Origin of the sequence: Gordonia sp. IITR100, assembly GCF_002009645.1 — a bacterium.
GTDB lineage: Bacteria > Actinomycetota > Actinomycetes > Mycobacteriales > Mycobacteriaceae > Gordonia > Gordonia hongkongensis.
The window spans coordinates 241,529-263,108 of sequence record NZ_MVKV01000001.1; the positions used below are offsets into that span (position 1 = coordinate 241,529).

A 21,580-nucleotide genomic window follows, 5' to 3' on the forward strand; every position below is an offset into this window, starting at 1 on the left:
GCCACCGCGGGTGCTCGCCCGTGACACCCCGCCGGGAGAAAGACGGAGTGCCCTTTTGATCTCTGTGTTGGCTGCGTTGGCAGTGTGCGCACTCGTCGCGCCCGCAGTCATCCATTGGATGGGTACCCGCGGTTTCTACGTTCTCGCACTGGCGCCCCTCGGCGCGCTGATCTGGGTCGTGCTCAACTGGCCGCCGGCCGATGCGGCTGCCGCCCGCGTCGAGACGGTCAGCTGGGTCCCATCACTCCAGATGGACATCGCCACCCGCTTCGACACCCTGACCGCGATCCTGTCGGTGCTGATCCTCGGGGTCGGTGCGCTCGTCCTCTGCTACTGCGCCCACTACTTCGACGACGCCCGTCCCCGCGTCGCCGTGTTCGGCGGCGAGATGGTCGCGTTCGCCGCGGCCATGTTCGGCCTCGTCATCTCCGACAACATGCTGGTGCTGTACGTGTTCTGGGAGCTCACGACCGTGCTCTCGTTCATGCTGGTCGGCTTCTACGGGGTGCGCGCGACGGCTCGGCGGTCCGCCACCCAGGCGCTGTTGGTCACCACGTTCGGCGGTCTGGCCATGCTCGTCGGCATCATCATGCTGGGCGAGCGGTCGGGCACCTACCTGCTGTCGGAGATCGTCTCGGCACCGCCGACCGGTGTGTACGTCGACATCGCAGTGGTCCTGCTGCTGATCGGCGCGCTCACCAAATCGGCCATCGTCCCGTTCCACTTCTGGCTGCCCGGCGCCATGGCCGCACCGACCCCGGTCAGCGCGTACCTGCACGCGGCCGCGATGGTCAAGGCCGGCATCTACCTCATCGCACGTCTCGCCCCCGCCTTCTCGGTGACGATCAGTTGGCAGATCGCCGTGGTGGGGCTCGGCCTGGTGACGATGGTGCTCGGCGGATGGCGCTCGCTGCGCGAGCTCGACCTCAAACTCATCCTCGCGTTCGGCACGGTGTCCCAGCTCGGCTTCATGGCCGTGCTGGTCGGCATCGGCGACGCGAACGTCGCCATGGCGGGCATCGCGATGCTCGTCGCGCACGCGCTGTTCAAAGCGTCGCTGTTCATGGTCGTCGGCATCATCGACCACTCCACCGGCACCCGCGATGTCCGCAAACTCGCCCGGCTCGGCCATCGTCTCCCGGGGCTGGCGATCACCGCCGCGGTCGCCGGGGCGAGCATGGCCGGCATCCCCGTCACCCTCGGATTCGTCGGCAAGGAAACAGCTTTCGCCTCGGTGTGGGAGACCGGGGCGTTCGTCTCGTGGCAGGCCCACGCCGTCGACATAATCCTGCTGGTCGGCTCGATCATCACCTGTGCCTACACGCTCCGCTTCCTGTGGGGCGCGTTCGGCCGCAAGGTGCGCAGCACCCCGAGTCCGGCGGTCGCCAAGATGCACCCGCCGAAGTGGCCCTTCTACTTCTCGCCCGTGGCGCTCGCCGCGGCCGGTGTGGCGGCCGGCGTGTTCAGCCCGCAGCTAGGCGCTCTCTTCGAGCCGTACGCCGAGACCCTCGACGGGTACGGGCACGAACTCGAGCATCTCGCGCTGTGGCACGGGTTCGGCCTTCCCGTCGTGTTCTCGATCATCGTCATCGTCGGCGGCGCCCTGCTGTTCCTCGGTATCCGCCGGGTCCGCGACCGCGTCTTCGGCTTCCGCCCGCTGGTGAACGCCGACCGCATCTACGACGCGACGCTGCGCGGAGCCGACACCCTGTCGCTGCTGCTGACGCGCAACACCCAGCGCGGTTCGCTCCCGGTCACCCAGGGGGTCATCCTGTGCACCGCGATCCTGCTGCCGACCATCGTGCTGTTCGCCGGCGCTCGCGACCGACTGGAGATCGACTACGACGCCAAGCCGGTCCAGCTGGTGATCGGCGGGTGCATCGTCGCCGCGTCGTTGGCCGCCGTGCTGCTGCGCAACCGCCTCGCCGCGACGCTCGTCGTCGGGATCACCGGCTACGGCTGCGCGATGCTGTTCGCGCTGTACGGCGCCCCCGACCTCGCGCTCACCCAGTTCCTCGTCGAGACGCTCACCCTGGTCATCTTCGTGCTGGTACTGCGCAAGCTGCCCGCCGAACCGGAGAAGCGGCACGCCACCGGGTTCAAGCCGCTGCGCGCCCTCATCGGACTCGCCTTCGGCGCGATGCTGGTCCTGATCGGGTTGTTCGCGGCGTCCGCCCGCTCGACCGAACCGCTGCACGTCGACCTGCCCGAGGCCGCCTACAAGTACGGCCACGGCGCCAACGCGGTCAACGTCCTGCTCGTCGACATCCGCGCCTGGGACACCCTCGGCGAGGTGTCGGTGCTCATCGCGGCCGCCACCGGCGTCGCGTCGATGGTCTTCCGCAACCGCCGCTTCGGGGCGGCGCCGCGGGTGGCCGACGCCGCCCGGCTGCAGGCCGGCGACAACGGGGACGACGACGATCACGTCCCACCGGACCGCACCACGTGGCTCCTCGGTTCCGGACTGCGCGACCCGCGCCACCGGTCGATGGTTCTCGAGGCCACGACGCGATTGCTGTTCCCGACGATGGTCGTGCTGTCGATCTACTTCTTCTACGCCGGCCACAATGCGCCGGGCGGTGGCTTCGCCGGCGGCCTGACGATGGGTCTCGCGCTCGTCCTCCGCTACCTGGCGGGCGGACGCTACGAACTCGGTGAGGCGCTGCCGATCGAGCCCGGCCGCATCCTGGGCGCCGGCCTGGCCGTCTCGGCGACCACGGCGATCGTCTCGATGTTCCTCGGCGCCCCCGCACTCTCGTCGGCGGTCTTCGAGGTCACCGTCCCGGTCCTCGGCGACATCAAGTTCGTGACCGCCCTGTTCTTCGACCTCGGCATCTACCTGATCGTTGTCGGGCTCGTCCTGGACGTGCTGCGAAGTCTCGGCGCGCGTCTCGATGTGGAGACCACGATCGCCCGCACCGCGGCGCGCATCGAGAACTCGCGTGGCGACACCGCGGCGGACGACGCCGCGAGCACCACCGGCGAGCAGGTGAGCCGATGACCACCAATCTCTCGCTGATGCTGGTCATCGGCGCGATGGCGGCGTGCGGCGTGTACCTGCTGATGGAACGCAGTCTGGTCCGGATGCTGTTCGGGCTCCTGCTCGTCGGCAATGCGCTCAACCTGATGATCATCGTCGTGTCGGGCGGCATGGGGAACCCGCCGATCATGGGCCGGTCGTCGGAGAACCGGGCGTCCGACGCCGATCCCCTCGCGCAGGGCATGGTCCTGACCGCGATCGTGATCATGATGGGCGTCGCCGCGTTCGTCCTGGCGCTGGTCTACCGGCTGTTCGTGATCAATCGGGACGACGACGACGTCGAGGACGACGAGGAGGACGTCAAGATCTTGAGCGGATCGCTGGGGACGGCACCCGACCGCGATCGCAGCGACGATCCACTGACCCTCTCCGACACCCCGACCGGCGATCACTTCGACGACAAGGGCAATCCGCTCACCGCGGAGGAGGCCGCCGCCCGGCACGCCGCGCTCTACGAGACCGACATCATGCCGACGGACTCCGACGTCGTCGACGAGATCGGCGGCGCGGAGGAGGAGCCCGACCCCGAGACCTCGGCGCAGACCGCCGCCCGCGAGGACGGGCCGGACGTGTACGGGCCGGGCGAACTCGGTCCCGACGAGGTAGGTCCCAAGTCGGCCGTCGCACCTCCCGACGGGTCCGGCGAGGACGACGCCGACCCCGACGTCATCGACCAGCGCGAGATGCCGGACCGCGACGTGGTCGGGCCGGACAAGAAGAAGCACGGCGACGAGAACGGGGGTGACCGATGACCCCGCAGGAGTCGTGGATCCCCGTCCTGATCACGCTGCCGACGCTGGTGCCGCTGGGCGCTGCCGCCGTCTCGCTGCTGCTCGGCCGCAGCCCCAAGATCCAGCGGGCGGTGTCGATCGTCGCCATCACCGTCGCGTTCGTCGCGTCGTGCCTGATGCTGTACCTGACCGACCGCCACGGGACCTTCGCGGTCGCGATCGGCGGCTGGGGAGACAAGGGCTACCCGAACGGACCGCTCGGGATCACGCTGGTCGTCGACCAGCTCGCGGCCCTGATGCTCGTCGTCTCGACGATCGTGCTGCTGTGCGTCGTCGTGTACGCGATCGGGCAGGGTATCCGTGACGGCACGGCCCAGCAGCCGACGTCGATCTTCCTGCCGACCTACCTCATCCTGACCGCGGGTGTCTGCAACGCGTTCCTCGCCGGCGACCTGTTCAACCTGTACGTCTCGTTCGAGATCCTGCTGACCGCGAGTTACGTGCTGCTGACCCTCGGGGCGAGCGCCGAACGTGTCCGAGCGGGCGCGTCGTACGTGATGGTGTCGATGGTGTCGTCGCTGATCTTCCTCGCGGGCATCGCGTTCGCGTACGCGACGACCGGCACCCTCAACCTCGCCGAGATGGCCGTGCGCCTCGACGACGTCCCCGACGGGACCCGCAACGCGCTGTTCGCGGTGCTACTCGTGGCGTTCGGCATCAAGGCCGCGGTGTTCCCGCTGTCGACGTGGCTACCCGACTCCTACCCCACCGCGCCGGCACCCGTCACGGCGGTGTTCGCCGGCCTGCTCACCAAGGTCGGTGTGTACGCGATCGTGCGCGCCCACTCGCTGCTGTTCCCCGGCGGCACGATGGACGCGGTGCTGCTGGTCGCCGGCCTGTTGACGATGCTCGTGGGCATCTTCGGCGCGATCGCCCAGGCCGACATCAAGCGACTGCTGTCGTTCACCCTCGTCAGCCACATCGGCTACATGATCTTCGGCATCGCGCTGTCGTCGGACCTCGGGATGTCGGCGGCGATCTACTACGTCGCCCACCACATCCTCGTGCAGACGACGCTGTTCCTGGTCGTCGGCCTGATCGAACGTCAAGCCGGTTCGGCCTCGCTCCGCCGCCTGGGCGGGCTCATCGCCAGCCCCCTGCTGGCCGTCCTGTTCCTGGTACCCGCGCTGAATCTCGGCGGCATCCCACCGTTCTCCGGTTTCATCGGCAAGGTCGCCCTCCTCGAGGCGGGCACCCAGGACGGGTCCGTGCTGGCCTGGATCCTCGTCGCCGGGTCGGTGGTCACCAGCCTGCTCACCCTCTACGTCATGGCCCGCATCTGGACCAAGGGATTCTGGCGACCGCGCGCCGACGCCCCCGAGGGCGATCTCGCCGACAAGGGCCCGTCCGCGTTGATCGACGAGAGCGCCGACGACGCCGCGTTCTCCGACCGTGAGGACGTCGGTCGGATGCCCGTGATGATGGTGCTGCCGACGATGGCGATGGTGGCCGCCGGACTCGTGCTCACCCTCTGGGCCGGGCCCATCTTCGACTTCACCGACCATGCGGCGACCGACGTCGTCGACCGCGCCGTCTACGTCGACGCCGTGCTGGGAGTGGGTGGTACCCGATGAGCGCGCAGGATCGAGCCGACGACCGCGCCCGCGGAGCATCCGCGGCGCCCAAGCGGCGGCCGCCGGTCGTCTCGACCAAGGGACCGGTCCTGTCCCTGGTCATCAACGTCTGGCGCGTGTCGCTGCTGTTCGTCTTCTGGCACTTCGTCGGCGCGCTGGTGTGGTTGCGCACGCACACCCGTGTGCCCAGGTGGCTGGGCAGCGACGGCCGCGAGGTCGCGGTCCGGTTGTGGACCATCGCGTGGCTGACGTTCGTCTGGGTCCTGCTGTGGGGCACGCTGTCCTGGGCCAATGTGATCGCAGGGATCGTGCTGGCGATGCTCGTGCTGACCGTGCTGCCGTTGCCGCGGGTCCCGGTCGAGGGCCGTATCCATCCCCTGTCGGTACTGCAGCTCGTCGGCCGTCTGATCGTCGACTTCTTCGTGTCGAGTGTGCAGATCGGCTGGATGGCCATCCGTCCCGGCCGGCCACCGCTGGGCGCCGTGGTACGGGTGCGCGTCGCGATCAAGTCCGACATGGTGCTGACCCTGGCCGTCGACTACCTCAACCTGGTGCCGGGCACCATGGTCCTGGAGATCGACCATCGACGCCGGATGCTCTACGTGCACGTCTTCGACGTCCGTTCGGAGAAGAAGGTGCGGGCCTTCTACGATCAGGTCGCCTATGTCGAGCGGATGTTCATCAAGGCGTTCGAGCGGGACAGCGAATGGCATCCGAGTCCGTTCCACGGCATCGACGAGGACTTCCACCACGTCCGCACGGTGGACCGGTCGGTGGACAACGCCCGGTCGATCGACGACACCGAACCGGAACGTCGACAGGGCGAGCCCGAGCGGGAACGAGGTGACTTATGAGCTACGTCTGGACGATCGCCGCCGCCATGCTGCTCGTCGCCGCGGTGCTGACGATGATCCGCATCCTGCGCGGCCCGACCACGCTCGACCGACTCGTCGCACTCGACGTGCTCATCGCGCTGTGCATGTGCGGCCTGGGGACCTGGGCGGCGTTCAGCCGTGATTCGACGGTGGTCCCGGCGATCGTGGCCCTGGCCCTCCTCAGCTTCGTCGGGTCGGTGTCGATCGCGCGGTTCCGAGTCCGGGACGACCAGACATGATCATCGACATCATCAGCGCGACGCTGCTGCTCCTCGGATGCCTGATGGCGGTCACCGCCGCCATCGGACTCGTCCGGTTCCCGGACACCCTGAGCCGGATGCACGCGGCCACCAAACCGCAGACCTTCGGCCTGCTCCTCATCCTGCTCGGCGCCGTGCTCCGGCTCGGCGACAACGTCGACAGCGGGATGCTGATTCTCGCCGGGCTCTTCGCCCTGATCACCGCGCCCGTCGTGGCGCATCGGATCGGCCGGCTCGCATACCAGGAGCAACGGGCCCGCGACGGGCTCATGGATCAGCGGGACATGGAGTCACCGGACCGGGACTGACTGCGGACCGATCGTCCGACGCCCCTCGCCGAGCGACAGCAGCGTCGCGCCCGATGGGGGCACCGGCGGTGTTGATGAGCAGGCAGCCCTCGCGAGCCGGAGACGTGTCATCGGTCGGCGCCGATCGCAGCCCGTTCAGGTAGTTCTCGGCGGCATCGGCCGCGACGATGCCGGCGGTCAGTGGACGCAGCCGCGGGCGGACTACCTCGTCGAGATAACTGTGTACGGCCGCGTCGAAGAGACCTCGCTTCGATCCGAAGGTCGGAACGCTATTCTCCGACGGGCCCGTCGACAACGAGGAGTACGCAATGGTCATCGCAGGTCTGGTGCTCGCCGCGATCGCTGCGCTCGTCCACGTCTTCATCTTCTATCTGGAGTCCATCGCATGGACGAGCGCGCGCGCACGCGCGACGTTCGGCACCGGAACGGTGGAACAGGCGAGCGCACAAAAGGAACTGGCGTTCAACCAGGGGTTCTACAACCTGTTCCTCGCGATCGCCGTGTTCGTCGGGATCGCCTTTGTCATCGGCGGATCCATCGCGATCGGCGCAACACTCGTCATCACCGGCACGGCCTCGATGGCGGCCGCGGCACTTGTGCTGGCGCTGTCGAGCCCCGACAAGATCGCGGCCGCACTGAAGCAGGGTGTGGTTCCCGCTCTCGGAATCGTCGTGCTCGCCATTGGTCTGGCCCGCTGAGCCCGGGCCCTGCCTCCCGGATCTCGCGCCGACCGAGATCAGGGAGCGTCCAGCTCGGCGACCACCGACGCGACCACCTCGCGTAGCGAACCGGTGCGACGATGCACGTCACGCTGCCGCTGATAGCTCGCGCCCTGGGCGATGATGCGCTCGACGCCGGCCAGCTCGTCGACGCAATCGAGTTCGCGCGCAATCGGTTCGAGACGTTCGAGCAGAGCGGTGAGGTCCTCGGTCACGAGTTTCTCGGTGCAGTCGGAGTCGAGGATGACGATGGCGTCGAGTCCGTAGCGGGCTGCCCGCCATTTGTTCTCCTGGACGAGCCAGGGCGCCATCGTCGGCAGCTTCTCGCCCGCCGAGAACCGCCGGTCCAGGTCGACGACCAGGCAGTGGATGAGTGCCACGATCGCCGACAGCTCGCCGAGGTTGGTCATGCCGTCGCACACGCGGACCTCGATGGTCCCCAGATGCGGGGAAGGCCGGATGTCCCAGCGGATCTCGTTGAGATGGTCGATGATCCCGGTCGTCTTCTGGTCTGCGACGAAAGCCTCGAACTGCCCCCAGGTCTCGAACTGGAACGGCAGCCCGGCGGTCGGGAGTTGCTGGAACATCATGGCGCGATTGCTCGCGTATCCGGTGTCCTGACCGGCCCACATCGGCGACGACGAGGACAGTGCGAGCAGGTGCGGATAGTAGTTCAGGAGCGCGTCGAGAACGGGTAACACCTTGTCGCGGTGGCTGATCCCGACGTGGACGTGCACGCCCCAGATCAGCATCTGCCGCCCCCACCACTGGGTGCGCTCGATCAGCTCCGCGTATCGGTGACCCTCGGTGAGCAGTTGGGTCGAGTACTCCGCGAACGGATGCGTACCGGCGCCGTACAGATCGACGCCGAGGTCCTCGGTCAGCCCCCGCACCACGCCGAGCGTGCCCGTGAGGTCGGCGATCGCCTCGCCCGCGGTCCGGCAGATGCCGGTCACCAACTCGACGGTGTTGCGCAGCAGCTCCTTGTGGATTCTGCCCGCGAAGTCGGGATGGTGTTCGCCGACGGCGGCGAAGAGCGCCGCCGCCGAGTTCGACAGATCGCCGGTTCCCTTGTCGGTCAGGGCGAACTCCCATTCGACCCCGAGGGTGGGGGTCGGTGACCCGTCGAACTCGATCGGTGTCATGTGCTCAGGTGGCGTCGGACGGCGCCAGAACCCCTAGCTCTCCTCTTCGATGACACCGCACGCGATGCGTGCGCCGGCGTCGCCGGTCCGCAGGGTGTCGGGGTTCGGGCCGCCCGGGTACTTGTCAGCCGGGATGTTCCCGAAGTTGTCGGGCTTCTCGTGGATCATGATCGACTTGCCGATCAGCTGCTGGATGGTCACCGCGTCGGTCGTGGTGACCGTCCGGCCGGTGTGGTCCTCGAGGATGTTGATCGAGATCAGATCTCCGCTCGAGGGATGATCGGTGTTGCCGTCCACCTGCAGATGTCCGCCCGCCGAGGTGAACGCCTGCGAGCCGCCGGCGCCCGCGTCACAGGTGCCGGTCTCGTGGATGTGCATGCCGTGGAACCCGGCCGGCAGCTCACCGGCGGTGACGCGCACGTTGATGGTGACCGGCTCGGCGGTTTCGGTGGCCGCGGTGAAGGTTGCTTGGCCCACGACCTCGCCGGAGGTGTCCTTGATCTCGGCGACGGCGATCTGGCCGCTGGGCTCGCCGTCGACGTCGTCCTCGGCGCCCGGCGGGAGCGGCGCATCGCTGACGACGGGCGGCGTCGTGCCCGGGACGTCCGTGGGTTCCTGGTCGGGGCTGCACCCGGCCAGTGTCACGCCGATCAGTCCTGCGGAGAACAACGCGGCGAGAGCGCGGGGCGCGGCGAGTGTGGAACGTCCGGACATGTCACTCCTTGGTTGGCGGACAGTGGTTTTCGGTAATTCTCGGTTCAGCTGCTTCGTGATTCAGAGGTTCGCGGCTCGGCCCGGGTCATGCGCCGCTGACCGCGGTCACCACGACCACCGGGATGCCGCCGCGGCACCGGGTGAACGAGGCCGGCCGCTCCTCGACCGCGACCTGGCCGCCGAGTGCCTCGGCGACCTCGTCGGCCTGGGCCTTGTCCGTGTCGTCCTCGTGGAAGACCGTGTTCTCGCTGAACCCGCCCGCGGTGTAGTTGCCGGGCTCCGCCATCTGGTAACCCCTGGCCTCCAGCAGATCGGTGACGTCCGAGGCGAGGCCCGCGACCTGGCCGGCGTTGATCACGCAGAGCCGCTTGTCGGTCGACGCCGCACTCGTGGACGCCGGCGTCGACGTGGGCGACGAACTCACGGTCGTCGCGGCCTCGGTCGTCGGGGCGTCGTTCCCGGCGGTCGCCGCGGAATGCCAGCCGAGGCCGATGAAGACCACGGCGACTGCGAAGAGCATCATCGCCCCCGCACGAAGCGGCAGGCGATTGGGCTCACGATCTGCATTCATCACCGACGACCTTAACGCACCGCGCGAGGGCGACCGGGTTCAGCGTCTCAGGTGATCTCGAAGCCCAGACGGCGCGCCGCACGGGCCTTCTGACGGGTCGCGCGCAGGCGCCGGAGCCGCTTGACGAGCATCGGATCGGCCGCGAGCGCCTCCGGCCGGTCGACCAGCGCGTTGAGCACCTGGTAGTACCGGGTCGCCGACAAACCGAACAGCTCTTTGATCGCTTCTTCCTTGGCGCCGGCGTACTTCCACCACTGGCGCTCGAACGCGAGGATGTCGTGTTCGCGGCGGGTCAGACCGTCCGCACCGACCTCGTGCGGATCGACCGGCCGGCCGGCCGCCCCGGCCTCTGCGTCCTGGCCGGGGGTGGTTTGATCGCCCTGTTTCTGGCTACGCGCAGCTGCGCCGTCCATCTCACTCCCTCAGATACCAGTCGACGACCTCACACCACCGCTGACGTGCACCTATTCGCGACGCGACGCGGGCGCGGACGTCTCCTCACGGAGACGAATGACAGCGGTGTGGTTCGCAGCCAATCTAACCACGGCGGGCCGGTCCGATCGCGGTGTGACTCGCCACGGCGCGCATCACGACCATTCCGTCGGACGGCGGCCACTGTTAGGCTGCCCTCACCCATCCCCGTCCGGGATGGGTCGAGGCGGGGGACAGAGATGACGACGGTCGGGATGACGACAACCGGATCCGGGGTGGCGAGGACCCGGCGAGCAGTGTTGGGAGCCATCGCGGCGCTGGCCTCCACGGCCGCCGGCGCGACCGCGGCACTCGCCGCGCCCGCTGCCGCCGCGCCCGCCGAGCGCGTCGTGGTCATCGTGCCCGGCCAGCAGCTCTACGCCGGCAACGCACAGAACGAGGAGACGTTCCGTCCGCTGGCCGAGGCGATCCGCGCCGACGGGAACACCGTGGTGTACGCGCACGCCGGGGGACGCGACGTGGCGTCCGACGCCCGGCTGATCCAGCGGACGATCGCACCTTTCGCCGGCACCGCGAAGTCGATCGGGCTCGTCACCCACAGTGCGGGCGGGCTCGGCGCCCGGCACTACCTGAAGTTCCTCGGCGGGTCCGACGTCGTCGACGAGTACGTCGCGATCGGGACCGCCCAGTACGGCTCGCCCGGCGGTTGCGCGCAGCCGCGCGACGGCGGTTACGACACCTGCATGTACGCCGACGCGGTCACCGAGCTCAACCGTGGTCCCGACGCCCCCGGCCCCACCCGGTACTCGGTGGTGCAGAGCGACGGCGAATGGACCGACGGTCGCCTCGACGGAACCGCACAGTGCCGCGCATACTCCCCCGTCCCCCTGGCGAACACCGGGTACGACCACGTCATCGAGATGCGCGACCCGACGATCATCGCCAACGTGCGGACGTCGCTGCGCGGGTCGTGCGCGGGCTCGGTGGTGACCGAGCCGGTCGACAGCTTCGACTGGCAGTCGACGCTGTTCCCCGGCATTCCCGGCCCTGCCGGTGACGCCATCCGCGACGCCGTACCCGGCGTCGTTCCTGCGCCCTGAGCAGCGCTAAGGTGATCGCCATGGCGATTCTCCCGATCTGCATCGTGGGCGAGCCGGTCCTGCACCAGCCGACCACTCCGGTCCCCCTCGACGCGGACGGCCGTCCGTCCGACGAGGTCGTCGGCCTCATCGACGACATGTACGACACCATGGACGCCGCCCACGGTGTGGGCCTGGCCGCCAATCAGGTGGGCGTCGGGTCCCGGGTGTTCGTCTACGACTGCCCCGACGGCGACCGCTCAGCGGCCCGCCGCCGCGGCGAGGTCATCAACCCGGTCCTCGAGACCTCCGAGATCCCCGAGACCATGCCGGATCCCGACGACAACGACGAGGGATGCCTGTCGGTGCCGGGTGAGCAGTTCCCCACCGGCCGTGCCGACTGGGCCCGCGTCACCGGCACCGACCGGACCGGCACCGAGGTCGTCATCGAGGGCGAGGGATTCTTCGCCCGGATGCTCCAGCACGAGGTCGGCCACCTCGACGGCTTCCTCTACGTCGACGTGCTCGTGGGGCGCAACGCCCGGGCCGCGAAGAAGGCGATCAAACGTAACAAGTGGGGGGTCCCCGGTCTGACGTGGACGCCCGGCGAGGTCGCCGACCCGTTCGGGCACGACGACGACTGATCCCGCTTCCGCGTGGAGGTCTCATTGTCGGGTGCCGTCGCGGGCGACCGCGTCGTCGTTCGCTATCTGCTGGGCGATGCGACCCCCGCCGATTGGCGGGGAGATCCCACGGCCGCCCGGTCGGACGTGACGGGCGTCCTGCTCGACGACTCCGACCCGCTGCGGATACGACGCGACGACGAGGAGTTGTCGATCCCGTTCGCGGCGATCACCTCGGTCCGTCTGTTGTCCGCGAAACCGGTGCGCAACAGCGAGATCCGCGCGCTCGAGCACGCCGCCGCCCTCGCCTGGCCCGGTGTCGAGACGGAGTGGGTCGACGACTGGCTCCTGCGGGCCGGTCACGGCTTCAGCAGACGCGCCAACTCGGCTGTGCCCCTGGCACGCCACGCACGTCCCGACGCCGCGACCCTGCGACATATCGGTGAGTGGTACGCCGACCGCGGCCTCCCTCCGCTCCTCGCCTCCCCGGATCGCCTCATCCCGTCGGGCTCCGTTCCCGGAGACCCCGGGGTCGAGGTACAGATGCTGACCGCCGACCTGCCGGGGCTCCGCGCGCGCACCGGCGAGATGCACGGACGGACAGTGCAACTCGATCCGCAACCGGACACCCGCTGGTTGAGCGCATACGCCGGTGGGCGCGCGTCGCGCGGACTCGACACCGTGGCCGGCGTCGTGACCGCCGGGGACGGCCCGATGACCTTCGCGACCGTCGACGATGCAGCAGCGATCGGGCGGGGTTCGGTGACCGAGTCGCCGGACGGACACCGGTGGCTGGGGTTGACCGCCCTGTGGACCGACCCGGGCTCGCGCGGGGGCGGGCTCTCCTCCGCGGTGGTCGCGGCGCTGACGGCGTGGGGGGTCGAGCAGGGCGCCGACTCGGTCTACCTGCAGGTCGAGTCCACCAACCGGTTGGCCGGATCGTGGTATCGCCGCCTGGGTTTCGGGCTGCATCACACCTATCGCTATGTGACACCGCACGTGCCGGCCGCGTCGGAGGACATCCGATGAGGATCGCCACCTGGAACGTCAACTCGATCCGCGCCCGGTCCGAGTCCGTCGTCGCCTGGGCGGAGACCGCCGGCGTCGACGTTCTCGCGATGCAGGAGACCAAGTGTCACGACGACGCGTTCCCGCTGATGAGTTTCCTCGCCGCCGGTTACGACGTCGCGCACGTCGGGCAAGGCGCCTACAACGGTGTCGCGATCGCCTCACGGGTCGGGCTCGACGAGGTCGAGATCTCCTTCGACGGCGTGCCGACGCACCCGGTCGACGGCCAGCCGATCCGGGAGGCGCGGTCGATCTCCGCGCGCTGCAACGGTGTTCGCGTCTGGAGCCTCTATGTACCCAACGGCAGGACACCCGACGACCCGCACTACACGTACAAGCTCGCCTGGCTCGACGCGCTGCGGAATCACATCACCCTGCGGCTGGCCCACGACCCCGCCGCGGACATGATGCTCGCCGGCGACTGGAACGTCGCCCAGACCGACGACGACGTGTGGGATCGCGAGTACTTCGAGGGACGCACACACGTGACCCCACCCGAACGCGCTGCAGTGCAGGGGTTTCTGGAGGCCGGCCTCGTCGACTCGGCCCTTCCGTACGCCCCGGGGTACACCTTCTGGGACTACACCCAGCTGCGGTTCCCCCGGAACGAGGGCATGCGCATCGACTACGCGTTCTGCTCGCCCGCTCTCGACACCCGCATCATGGGCGCCGTCGTCGATCGCGCCGCGCGAAAAGCGAAGGGCGCCAGCGATCACGCCCCGGTGGTCTTCGACATCGCCGACTGACCATCTGCCCCAGGCCATCTCGGACCACACTTCTCCATCCGATAAACATTGCGCACAACTTAATCGTGCGCTATCTTTCTTGGTGTGAACGAGTTGGCCCTGGATCAGCAATTGTGCTTCGCCCTGTACAAGGCGTCGCGCGCGGCCACCGCGGTGTACCGGCCCCTTCTCGCCGAACTCGGGATCACGTACCCCCAGTACCTGGTGTTGCTGGCTCTCTGGGATCAGGACGGCCGGTACGTGAACGAGTTGAGCGAGCAGTTGGAGTTGGACACCGGCACCCTCTCGCCGCTTCTCAAACGGCTCGAGGCGCAGCAGCTCATCGACCGTCGCCGATCACCTGAGGACGAGCGCCGGGTCACCGTTCACCTCACGCCGTCCGGCACAGCACTCCGCACACGGGCACGGGCGATACCTCGGCTGCTGGGTTCCTGCACGAATTTGTCCACCGACGAGATGAACGACCTGCGTTCGACTCTCGACTCCCTGACCGCCCGACTGCATCAATCGATGTGAATCACTCACCAACGAGGAGAACACCATGAAAGCCATCTACACGGCCGAGGCAATCGCGACCGGCGACGGGCGTAACGGTCACGGGCGCACCAGCGACGGGCTGCTCGACGTCACCCTCGCCACGCCACCCGCCCTGGGCGGTACCGGCGACGGGACCAACCCCGAACAACTCTTCGCAGTCGGATACGCCGCCTGCTTCCACTCCGCTTTGCGCTTGGTTGCCAAGCAGGCCGGCGCGAACGTAGAAGACTCCGCAGTGGGCGCCCAGGTGAGCATCGGGGCACTCGACGGAGGAGCCTTCGGTCTCGCCGTGAAGTTGGAAGTGACCCTGCCCCACCTCGACCACGCACAGGCGCAGGAACTCGCGGACAAGGCACACCAAGTTTGCCCGTACTCCAACGCCACCCGCGGAAACATCGACGTCTCCGTTACCGTCACCAACGACTGACCCCGCGCAGGTCCTCCGGCTCTCACGGCCCGTCCCCGACATTCCGTCGGCGCCGGGCCGCTCAGGCGAACGACTTCCCGACGATCCAGTAGGCCTGCGACTTCACCGACTTCTTGGGAATCCCATAATCGTTCCTGAACAATCCGGCGACCGTGCGGGTGCTCGTGGAATCGAGTGCAACCCAACCGAAGTGGTCGGCGGCGTCGAAGGCGGCGGATCGGACCGCGTCGACGAGGGCCGCGCCGTCGCGCTCACGCGGAAGCCAGTGCACCGTATCCTGCGCGCGGGCGCGCAGCGGCAGCGACCTGTCGCTCTCGTGCTGATACTCGAACCAGATCGTCGCACCCGCCCCGGAGTCGCCGAGCGAGTCCAGCAGCGAGTTGATCGCCGGTAGCGAGGCGGTGTCACCGGCGACGAGCCATCCCGCCGGCGCGGGGTCGGGGATCGCGAACTTCGAGCCCATCAGGGTCGCGCCGATGGCGTCACCCACATGTGCGTCCTGAGCCCATCGGGCGGCGGTGCCGTCGTGGATCGCGAACTCGATGTCGAAGGTGTCCGTCGCCGGGTCGGGATCGACGAGCGTGTAACCGCGCTGATGCAGCTTGCCACCGTCGGCGAACCAGAGGCGCACCCACATGGTCGGGTGGATCGCGGAACCGGTGAGGAGCCCGCCACCGTGGAAACGCAGTCGCAGATAGTGATCCGTCACCGCCTCTTTGCCGGTGAGGGTGAAGGTGAAGTCGTCACCGCCAAGGATCTTCATGACGGCGCCCTGCCAGCCGCGCCCCTTCGTGGATACCTCGCTCATGTCTGAACCTCTCTACAGTGCCTCCCCGGCCCGGGGTCCGGGCCGGGGAGACACTGTCATTCTCGTGACCGTCGGCATGACACGACGCACCACGGAAAACCGGACCTACTGGAAGGTGCCGTTCTCGACCATCTGACGGGCCTCGAGGCGACGGATCTTGCCGGATGTGGTGCGCGGCACCGAGTCCGGCGCGACGAAGATGACCTCGGCGGGCATGATCCCGCACGCCGACGCGACCTCGGAGTTGACCTCTGCACGCGCCTGGTCGGGATCGGACCCCTTGTACTCGGCGAGGATCACCAGGCCCGGCCGGGCCGAACCCTCCCCCCGCGCCATGGCGACGACGCCGCCGCGACGCACACCGGCGACTTCGGCGGCCGCGCGCTCGATCTCGATCGGGAACAGGTTGCGGCCCGCGACGATGATGACCTCCTTGGCCCGGCCGCAGATCACCAGCCGATCGTCGATCAGGTAACCGAGGTCGCCGGTCGAGAACCATTCGCCCGCACCGAGATCGGCGTCGCCCAGGTAGCCGCGCATCATCGACGCGCCGCGGATCTCCACGTGTCCGACGTTGCGCCCGTCGATGACCGGGACGTCGACATTCGGCTCGACGATGCGAACCTGCATGCCGCCCAGCGGCTTACCGAGGATCGCGTACCGGCGGCGAATGGGCTCGCCACCGCCGGGCGGGGTCACGGTGACCTCGTCGTAGTGCACCCCCTCGCCGACCGCGGGCATCGTCACCGCGCAGGCGGATTCGGCCATACCGTAGGCGGGTGCCGCGGCGGAACGATCGAATCCGAACGGCGCGGTCGCCTCGAGGAACTTGTCGAAGGCATCGGCGTCGATCGGCTCACCGCCGCTGATCGCGACGCGCAGGTGTGAGAGGTCGATGTCGCGCAGCAGTTTGCCGTAGCGGCCGAGGATGTCGTAGGCGAAGTTCGGCGCCGCGGTGACGGTCGTCTTGGTCTCGGTGAGCCACTGCATCCACTTGAAGGGCGCCGCCGCGAAGGCGGTGTTCGGCACGATGTAGGCGGGGATGCCGGTGGTCATCCCGGCGAGCAGGAACATCAGACCCATGTCGTGGTAGAGCGGCAGCCAGCTGAACCCGGTGTCGCGGGTGCGGTGGAGGCCGAGCCGGCTGACCAGTTCGATGGCGTTCGAGTAGACGGCCGAGGCCGTCAGGGCGACGGTCTTGGGGTCTCCGGTCGATCCGGCGGTTCCCTGGAGGACGGCGATGGTGTTGCCGTTGACGTTACGGGCGACGAAGTCGGTGGTGTCGGCGCCGAGGCCGTACTCGCCCACTCGCGCGATGTGCAGCCGTCCCTCGACCTTCGACAGCAGGTCGAGCTGGGCTCCGCTGCCGAGGACGGTGCCGACGCCGATCGACACGTACCGGTGGTAGGTGTTCTGCGCCCATCGCTCCTCGTCGGCCCCCCGGATGGGGCCCGGCAGGATGGTGACCGGAACACCGGCGAGCCACGCGCCCTGGATGGCGGCGATCAGGTCCACCGTGGGGTCCCCGATGAGGCCGAGCGCCTGCGGCTCGTGCAGTTCGCTGTCAGCCAGCAACTGGACCGCGATCTGCTCCGCGCGGGCATGGACCTCGCGCCACGGCGCCGTCACCCACTCGCCGGTGTCGGAGTCCAGGACGGACAGACTCGTATCCCCCGCCAGCATCGCCTCACGAACGGTGGCCGCCAACGCATTGGTCGAGCCCGCTTCCTCCAGGATCACGCTGTTCTGCGACATTCTCGTTTCCCGTTCTCGCCAGCACCTGGCGTCGGTCGTCTGATCGTCTTCCGGTCGTGTGAGCGACCGAGTGGTCATACCGCGGGTCGTCCCCGACCGCTGGTCTCGGCGAACACAACTGCTCGCACCATTTGGGTAGGGTAGCCTAATCTTTCTCGGACACAAGACCCCGAGTCGATCATCGCGACTACGTGATCCGCGTCATCCGATGAGACCAATACGTGAAACTTAGGCTAACCTAATTCGCGTCGGCTCGCGGGGCCCTCGCCGACATTGCCCAGAGATTGGGCGGAGCGGTTAGTTAGTATAACCTACCCTAAATGCGGGTTCCCCGGACTGAGTAAACATCTCACCGAACTGCGAGAGGCACGCCGGCTGATGGCCACGAATTCCCAGACCACGGATCTTGTCACCGCGGCCGACATCGTCGCCGAGGTGTCCGAGGCCCTCGGCCTGACGCCCGAGTCGATAGACCCGGAGCAGGACCTCATCGCCCAGGGACTCGACTCGCTGCGGATGATGCGACTGGCCGGCACCTGGCGCAAACGCGGCCTCGACGTCGACTTCGCCCGCCTCGCCGCACAACCCACGGTCACGGCCTGGGCGGCACTTCTGCGCTCCTCGGCCGGTCGGCCGAGCGACGCGAACCCGGCCGGTGCCGGCGCGGCCGCCGCCGCGACTTCGGACATCCGCGACCAGGTGGCCACGGCGCTCGGCGTGACCCCCGAGTCGATCGACCCCGAGCAGGACCTCATCGCACAGGGACTCGACTCGCTGCGGATGATGCGACTGGCCGGCACCTGGCGCAAACGCGGCCTCGACGTCGACTTCGCCCGCCTCGCCGCGCAACCGACCATCACCGCGTGGGCGGCGTTGCTGGGCGGCACGCCCGCGCCGACCACCGACGACCTCGCACCTTCGTCATCGGAACCGACCGAAGGACCGTTCCCCCTCGCTCCGATGCAGCACGCCTACTGGATCGGCAGGTCGGACAGCCACGCGTTCGGCAATGTCGCCGCTCACCTCTACATCGAGTTCGACGGTTCCGACGTCGACCGCGACCGCTTCACCTCGGCGATGGCCGCGCTGCTGGAACGCCACCCGATGCTGCGCGTCCGAGTACTTCCCGACGGCACCCAGGAGATCGGCCCGGCACACCCCGAAGCCATTGCGGTGCACGACCTTCGGGAACACTCACCGGAGACGGTCGAGCAGGTCCTGGCGGCCCGCCGCGCGGACGGCACCCACCGCGCCCTGCCGGTCGACGAGGGAGCGGTGATCCGCGCCGAACTGAGTCTGCTGCCGGGGAACTCGACCCGTGTCCATCTCGACGTCGACATGATCGCCGCCGACGCGATGAGCTACCGCGTCCTCGTCGACGACTTCGCTCGCCTGTACCGCGGCGAGTCCCTGCCGGAACTCGGCGTCACCTTCGCGACGATCACCGCGGATCGCACGTCGCGGGAGATCCGCGACGACGACGTGACCTGGTGGCGCGAAAGGATTCCCACACTCCCCGGCCCGCCCGAACTCCCGCTCGACGAACGTGCGATGCGCGGCGATGTCGAACCGCACAGCGTCCGCCTCCACCATTCGGTGTCCGCGTCGGACTGGAAGCGACTCGAGGAGCACGCGCACCGGCGCGGCGTCACCCCCGCGGCCGCGGTGGCCGCAGTCTTCGCCGAAGCCGTCGGAACACATTCGGCCACACCGCGATTCCTGCTCACGGTACCGTTGTTCGATCGTCCACAGGTCCATCCGGACGTCGAGCGGGTGGTGGGCGACTTCACGTCGTCGATCCTCGTGGGCGTCGACCTGAGCGAGCCGGCGACGCTCGCCGAACGTGCGCGATCGATGCGGGCATCGATGCACGAGGCCGCCGCGCACGGTTCGATGAACGGACTGGACGTGCTTCGCGAACTGAGTCGCCACCGCGGCGAACCGGTGGTCTCGCCGATCGTGTTCACCAGCGCGCTGGGACTGGGAGACCTCTTCTCGCAACAGGCAACCGACGTGCTGGGTGATCCGTCGTGGATCGTCTCGCAGGGCCCTCAGGTACTGCTCGACGCACAGGTGACCGAGGTGGCCGGCGGACTGCTCCTCAACTGGGACGTCCGTGCCTCCGACCTCGAACTCACCACCGCACGTTCGATGTTCGACCACTATGTCCGTCTGCTCGGGCTCCTCGTCGACGGTGAGTGGGATGTGCCCGCGCCGGCTCCGATCACGGCCGAGGTTCGAGCACAGCGTCTTTCGGTGGAGAGTCCGCTCCCGGCCACCGACACCTTCGACGGCACCCTGCACGGAACCTTCTTCGCCCGCGCCGCCGAGCGTGCCGGGGCACCGGCAGTCGTGTCCGACGCACGCATCTGGACCCACGCCGAATTGGCCGACGAGGCCCGCCGAGTCGCCGGAGCCCTGGTCGCAGCCGGGGTCACACCGGGTGACACGGTCGTCGTGCACCTCCCCAAGGGCGGCGACCAGGTCGTCGCCGCACTCGGAGTGCTCGCCGCCGGCGCGGCCTACGTCCCGATCGCCCCCACCCAGCCCCGGGCGCGCCGCGAGCGCATCGTCGACGTCGCCACCCCGGCCGCAATTCTCACCTCCGAACCCGCCGCCTGGACCTCTGCCGAAGCCACCGTGCTCGAGGTGAACGACGCCCGACGCACCGATCCGGTCGACCCGGTCGCGATCGGCGGCGACGCCCTCGCCTACGTCCTGTTCACCTCGGGCTCCACCGGATTGCCCAAGGGCGTCCAGGTTCCGCACCGGGCCGCGGTCGCCACGATCACCGACCTCGTCGACCGGTATGCGATCGGAGCCGACGATCGTAGCCTGCAGGTGTCCTCGCTGGAGTTCGACCTCTCGGTCTTCGACATCTTCGGCCTGCTCGCCGTCGGCGGCGCCGTCGTCGTGCCCGGCGACGACGAGCAGACCAGGGTCGACGACTGGGCGCGGCTGCTCACCCAGCACTCGGTGAGCGTGCTCAACTGCGTGCCGTCGATCCTCGGCATGCTCCTCGATCTCAACCCCCTGCCCGCGTCGCTACGGATGATCATCATGGGCGGCGACAAGGTCGACGTGTCGCTGCTCGAGCGCGTCGGCGCACAGCTGCCCGATTGTCGCGTGGCCGGCCTCGGCGGGACCACCGAGACGGCGATCCATTCCACCATCTGCGAAGCGGATGCCGTCCCGGCCGGAATGGCGTTCGTGCCGTACGGGATTCCGCTCCGCGGCGTCCGCTGCCGGGTCGTCGACGACGCCGGCCGCGACCGCCCCGACCTCGTGCCGGGTGAACTGTGGATCGGCGGAGCCGGCGTGGCCGACGGTTACCGCGGCGACCCCGAGCGCACCGCCGATCGTTTCGTCGAGCACGAGGGACAGCGTTGGTACCGCACCGGCGATCTCGCGCGTTACCTCCCGGGTGGCTTCCTCGACTTCCTGGGCCGCGCCGATCACATGGTGAAGATCCGCGGGTACCGCGTCGAACTCGGTGAGGTCGAGGCCGGGTTGCTGGGTCTGGCCGGGGTGGGCTCGGCCGTCGCCTGGTCCGACGGTCGCGACCTGCGTGCCGCGGTGGTACTCACCGACGGATCGACCGAGGACGACGCCGCCCTGCGCGCCCGGTTGTCGGAAGCCCTTCCACGGCACATGGTCCCGCGGTCCATCACGGTCCTGGACCGGTTCCCGCTGACTCCGAACGGCAAGCATGACCGCAAGGCCATCGCCGCCGGCGTCCGGTCCGACGACGACGACGTCGAGTCGGTCGCGCCGCGCGGCCCGGTCGAAGAGGCCCTCACCCTGATCTTCGGGGAGGTCCTGCCGACACCGCCCGCGAGCGTCACCGAGGACTTCATCTCCCTCGGCGGCGATTCCGTCCAGGCCACCCGCGTGGTCGCACTGACGCGCCAATGGCTCGACGCACCCGGCCTCTCGGTCGCCGACATCTTCTCGCGGCGGACGATCGCGGGGCTCGCCGGACGACTCACCGAACTCGGCGGGGAACGCGCTGAGTTCGTGGCACAGACCTTCCTCGACGTCCTGCAACTCACCGACGAACAGGTGGAGGCCGAGATCGCGCGCGGCTGACCGCATCCGGCACCTTCTC

At 68.8% G+C, this 21,580-nt stretch carries 20 protein-coding genes; 14 read left to right on the forward strand and 6 right to left on the reverse strand.

The genetic code is table 11. The features are described from left to right. The first annotated feature begins 55 nt into the window (after positions 1-55). From B1818_RS01150 to B1818_RS01185, 7 genes are all read left to right on the forward strand, one after another. The gene (locus tag B1818_RS01150; RefSeq protein ID WP_058251346.1) at positions 56-3,001 is read left to right on the forward strand and encodes a Na+/H+ antiporter subunit A; all 2,946 of its coding nucleotides are present in this window, start codon (positions 56-58) and stop codon (positions 2,999-3,001) included. Further along, positions 2,998-3,792 (forward strand): Na(+)/H(+) antiporter subunit C, encoded by a 795-nt coding sequence (locus B1818_RS01155; RefSeq protein WP_065630107.1) that lies wholly within the window; start codon positions 2,998-3,000, stop codon positions 3,790-3,792. The genes B1818_RS01150 and B1818_RS01155 overlap by 4 nt, the downstream gene beginning before the upstream one ends. Further along, a complete protein-coding gene (locus tag B1818_RS01160) occupies positions 3,789-5,405 on the forward strand; it encodes a Na+/H+ antiporter subunit D (protein ID WP_058251348.1) in 1,617 nt (538 codons plus the stop codon). The genes B1818_RS01155 and B1818_RS01160 overlap by 4 nt, the downstream gene beginning before the upstream one ends. Beyond that, positions 5,402-6,259: a Na+/H+ antiporter subunit E gene (locus B1818_RS01165; protein ID WP_078111730.1), complete on the forward strand. Its 858-nt coding sequence runs from the start codon at positions 5,402-5,404 to the stop codon at positions 6,257-6,259. Before B1818_RS01160 ends, B1818_RS01165 begins: the two co-directional genes overlap by 4 nt. Continuing rightward, the gene (locus tag B1818_RS01170; protein ID WP_058251350.1) at positions 6,256-6,519 is read left to right on the forward strand and encodes a monovalent cation/H+ antiporter complex subunit F; all 264 of its coding nucleotides are present in this window, start codon (positions 6,256-6,258) and stop codon (positions 6,517-6,519) included. Before B1818_RS01165 ends, B1818_RS01170 begins: the two co-directional genes overlap by 4 nt. After that, positions 6,516-6,848 (forward strand): monovalent cation/H(+) antiporter subunit G, encoded by a 333-nt coding sequence (gene mnhG, locus B1818_RS01175; RefSeq protein WP_058251351.1) that lies wholly within the window; start codon positions 6,516-6,518, stop codon positions 6,846-6,848. The genes B1818_RS01170 and mnhG overlap by 4 nt, the downstream gene beginning before the upstream one ends. Positions 6,849-7,156: 308 nt before the next feature. Beyond that, a complete protein-coding gene (locus B1818_RS01185) occupies positions 7,157-7,546 on the forward strand; it encodes a DUF1304 domain-containing protein (RefSeq protein ID WP_078111731.1) in 390 nt (129 codons plus the stop codon). Between the two features lie 38 nt (positions 7,547-7,584). On the opposite strand, the gene B1818_RS01190 is transcribed toward B1818_RS01185, so the two are convergent. From B1818_RS01190 to B1818_RS01205, 4 genes are all read right to left on the reverse strand, one after another. Next, on the reverse strand, positions 7,585-8,712 hold the full coding sequence (locus tag B1818_RS01190; RefSeq protein ID WP_078111732.1) for a glutamate--cysteine ligase: 1,128 nt from the start codon (positions 8,710-8,712) through the stop codon (positions 7,585-7,587). A 33-nt stretch (positions 8,713-8,745) separates the two neighbouring features. Beyond that, a complete protein-coding gene (locus B1818_RS01195; RefSeq protein WP_065630469.1) occupies positions 8,746-9,426 on the reverse strand; it encodes a superoxide dismutase family protein in 681 nt (226 codons plus the stop codon). Positions 9,427-9,511: 85 nt separating this feature from the next. Beyond that, entirely contained in the window at positions 9,512-9,997 is a 486-nt protein-coding gene (locus B1818_RS01200; RefSeq protein WP_065630470.1) for a LytR C-terminal domain-containing protein, read from the reverse strand. 47 nt (positions 9,998-10,044) lie between these two features. Further along, the gene (locus B1818_RS01205) at positions 10,045-10,410 is read right to left on the reverse strand and encodes a DUF3263 domain-containing protein (RefSeq protein ID WP_065630471.1); all 366 of its coding nucleotides are present in this window, start codon (positions 10,408-10,410) and stop codon (positions 10,045-10,047) included. A gap of 273 nt (positions 10,411-10,683) precedes the next feature. On the opposite strand from B1818_RS01205, the gene B1818_RS01210 reads away from it, so the two are divergent. From B1818_RS01210 to B1818_RS01235, 6 genes are all read left to right on the forward strand, one after another. After that, positions 10,684-11,529, forward strand: a complete 846-nt coding sequence (locus B1818_RS01210) for a triacylglycerol lipase (RefSeq protein WP_065630536.1) — start codon at positions 10,684-10,686, stop codon at positions 11,527-11,529. A gap of 20 nt (positions 11,530-11,549) precedes the next feature. Next, on the forward strand, positions 11,550-12,152 hold the full coding sequence (locus B1818_RS01215; protein ID WP_068970680.1) for a peptide deformylase: 603 nt from the start codon (positions 11,550-11,552) through the stop codon (positions 12,150-12,152). Positions 12,153-12,176: 24 nt separating this feature from the next. After that, positions 12,177-13,160, forward strand: a complete 984-nt coding sequence (locus B1818_RS01220; RefSeq protein WP_249145312.1) for a GNAT family N-acetyltransferase — start codon at positions 12,177-12,179, stop codon at positions 13,158-13,160. Further along, positions 13,157-13,945 carry an exodeoxyribonuclease III gene (locus B1818_RS01225; RefSeq protein WP_068970671.1) on the forward strand — a complete coding sequence of 263 codons (789 nt, stop codon included), beginning with the start codon at positions 13,157-13,159 and terminating at the stop codon, positions 13,943-13,945. The genes B1818_RS01220 and B1818_RS01225 overlap by 4 nt, the downstream gene beginning before the upstream one ends. An 84-nt stretch (positions 13,946-14,029) precedes the next feature. Next, the gene (locus B1818_RS01230) at positions 14,030-14,461 is read left to right on the forward strand and encodes a MarR family winged helix-turn-helix transcriptional regulator (RefSeq protein WP_068970670.1); all 432 of its coding nucleotides are present in this window, start codon (positions 14,030-14,032) and stop codon (positions 14,459-14,461) included. A 25-nt stretch (positions 14,462-14,486) separates the two neighbouring features. Further along, positions 14,487-14,909: an organic hydroperoxide resistance protein gene (locus B1818_RS01235; protein ID WP_068970669.1), complete on the forward strand. Its 423-nt coding sequence runs from the start codon at positions 14,487-14,489 to the stop codon at positions 14,907-14,909. A gap of 61 nt (positions 14,910-14,970) precedes the next feature. Here the strand turns inward: B1818_RS01235 and B1818_RS01240 are convergent, their stop codons facing one another. Both B1818_RS01240 and mbtM read right to left on the reverse strand, forming a co-directional pair. Continuing rightward, positions 14,971-15,717, reverse strand: a complete 747-nt coding sequence (locus B1818_RS01240; RefSeq protein ID WP_058251359.1) for a siderophore-interacting protein — start codon at positions 15,715-15,717, stop codon at positions 14,971-14,973. A 105-nt stretch (positions 15,718-15,822) separates the two neighbouring features. Beyond that, positions 15,823-17,472, reverse strand: coding sequence for a long-chain-fatty acid--ACP ligase MbtM (gene mbtM / locus B1818_RS01245; protein WP_078111733.1), 1,650 nt, complete (start codon positions 17,470-17,472; stop codon positions 15,823-15,825). Positions 17,473-17,850: 378 nt separating this feature from the next. On the opposite strand from mbtM, the gene B1818_RS01250 reads away from it, so the two are divergent. Next, positions 17,851-21,561 (forward strand): non-ribosomal peptide synthetase, encoded by a 3,711-nt coding sequence (locus B1818_RS01250; protein WP_068971006.1) that lies wholly within the window; start codon positions 17,851-17,853, stop codon positions 21,559-21,561. Positions 21,562-21,580 lie beyond the last annotated feature (19 nt).